The organism is Burkholderia reimsis, assembly GCF_003294055.1.
GTDB lineage: Bacteria > Pseudomonadota > Gammaproteobacteria > Burkholderiales > Burkholderiaceae > Burkholderia > Burkholderia cepacia.
On record NZ_QMFZ01000100.1, the window covers coordinates 1 to 2,130 of the forward strand.

Sequence of the window (2,130 nt, forward strand, 5' to 3'; positions counted from 1 at the left end):
ATATTGCCAAGCTGATGAACGGACGCCCTCGTCAAACCCTCAACTGGAAAACCCCCGAAGAGGCCATGGCGACGGAATTAGCTACCGCCGGGTTGGCTAAACGTTGCACTTGATTCTTGAGACCGCCTAGTCGCTGCGACACGCTGAATCGGCCATCGCAGCGTCGCCCGTTAATCGCCCGATATCAAAGTAGATCGACGTTGACCTTGGAAATCATGGGCGCAATACGCAATGTACGGTCGGCCTGAGCACACACGTACTCCGAAATATTGCGCACCCATGCACGCTCCTCGCCTGCATACACGCCCGACTCCGCCAACTCGGGAGCCAGCTTCCTCGCCAGCATCGCCATCTTTGTCAATTCACGTGCGACGAACGATGGCCGGATTTGCGCGCGATGCGCAAAATCCGCCAGGGCAAAAGCGGTCAGTTCCTCCGTTCGAAAAACATCCCCGAAAGCCATCGCCATGTCCTGGACATACGCGTCACCGTACACGTTGACGCAAACCAGATCGTAGAGCGGCGCTGGATCCAGACCGCCGCTGCTGACGAAAAACGAAATATTCTTGCCGTGCGCATCGCTGTTGCCGATCAGCAATTGCAGCAGCGCCCAGCGAAGCATTGCCGAGCGGGCAACCAACGGATTCTCGAAACTCGGTGTCAACGAAAACAACTTCTCGAAGCTCACGCCTTCGCGAATGTTACGCACGTCCGCATTGTTGCCGAGATTGCGTTCGTACTTGAGCGTCGCCGGCAAATCCAGCGCCTGGCATCCGTCGATGATATGAAGACGCCGCACCGCGCGGACGCGTTGAGGATCGTCCGGTTCGGTCGTCACGATTCGGTCGAATCGTTCGATGAGCAGAATGGGTTCCGGGATGCGCCGAATCTCGACATGTGCCACCGGCAATCCCATCTGGGCGGCCAGTGTCATGCAGAAATGCTCGTTGGCGACCATGAACGGCGCATGCGGGTTCTGGGACTCGGGCTTCAGAATATGCGTGCTGCTGAGCGCTCCCTCGACGAGCGCGAATTGCTCGCCCTCGACCAGTATCTGCAGCTTGTCCTGATGGCCTGCAATCGACAGCCGGACCTGATCGTCCCAGACGGGAAACGGAATCGCATCACGCTTGCGAATGCGATCGGTCAACTCTTCCGCGGATATCACGCGCCGCACGGATTCGAGGGCCTCCGGCGCCGGTGCATCGGCATCGTCGTCCGGGAAGAAACTCAATGCACCGACCGGCTCCTTCCCGAGCATTCGGATCAAACCGAACACATTGTCCTTCGATATCCGATACATCGCCGCGGCCACTTCGAGCGCGCGGCCCTCGGGCAGCAGGTTGCCGATGAAGCGCTGGACCGCGCCGGCAGGTAGCGGGCCGCCGTCGAGCGGAATGCACGGCGACAACGCAAACGCGTCGGCCCGCGCCTGCCACGCCGGATCGTACGAAAAGCCGTAATCGTCCCGGCGGGCATCGTAAGTCACCTGACCGACAGGCGAGCCGTTGGTCGAAATGCGCAGGCGATGAACCATCAGACGCCCTCTCCCGGCTCCGCCGACACGGCCTGCGCCGCCATGTGCTCGTGCAACGCCTTGCGGGCCACCGGCACTTCGCGTTTCGGCACGACGAGCAGATTGAGACCGAAGCCGTCGAGCACCTTGAACAATTTGTCGAGGCTCACCGCCCGGCCGTTTTCCAGCCGCGACAGCACGTCTTTGGAGACACCGAGCATATCGGCCGCGTCGTCGATACGCATTCGGCTCTGCGCCCGCCGATTGCGGACGAGCGCGCCCAGCGTTGCCAGATCCAGTGCAAGCGGGTCAGGAGTCGCGATCGGATGCGGTAAGGTGCGGGCCATAATTCCGGGATTTCAGGAACAAAGTGCTGTCAGCCAGGCTCGACAACATAGTTACGAGAATGTCGGAATTATACTCACGCAGACACGAAACGTCGAATTATTCTGATATTCCAGGAATAATCAAGGGTGTGATCGCTATCGGCACATTGTTCTCATATTTCAGGAATTAAAATCAGGCGGCAAGCTCCACCGCCCGATTGCGACCGACCGGAATCCCTCCGCCGCTTCCGTCAATCGATTCTCCGCCCCGCCCCTTCAAAACTGCCC

General features: G+C 59.6%; 2 protein-coding genes and 1 pseudogene. 1 reads left to right on the forward strand and 2 read right to left on the reverse strand.

Annotation, left to right across the window (positions count from 1 at the left end; genetic code table 11):
- Nucleotides 1-113, forward strand: a pseudogene (locus DPV79_RS43940) (IS30 family transposase); the annotation flags it as partial.
- A gap of 71 nt (nt 114-184) precedes the next feature.
- On the opposite strand, the gene DPV79_RS41345 reads toward DPV79_RS43940, so the two are convergent.
- Nucleotides 185-1,537 carry a HipA domain-containing protein gene (locus tag DPV79_RS41345; RefSeq protein ID WP_113048168.1) on the reverse strand — a complete coding sequence of 451 codons (1,353 nt, stop codon included), beginning with the start codon at nt 1,535-1,537 and terminating at the stop codon, nt 185-187.
- Complete coding sequence (locus tag DPV79_RS41350) at nt 1,537-1,863, reverse strand: helix-turn-helix domain-containing protein (protein WP_104766704.1); 327 nt, start codon at nt 1,861-1,863, stop codon at nt 1,537-1,539. The genes DPV79_RS41345 and DPV79_RS41350 overlap by 1 nt, the downstream gene beginning before the upstream one ends.
- Nucleotides 1,864-2,130: the final 267 nt, after the last annotated feature.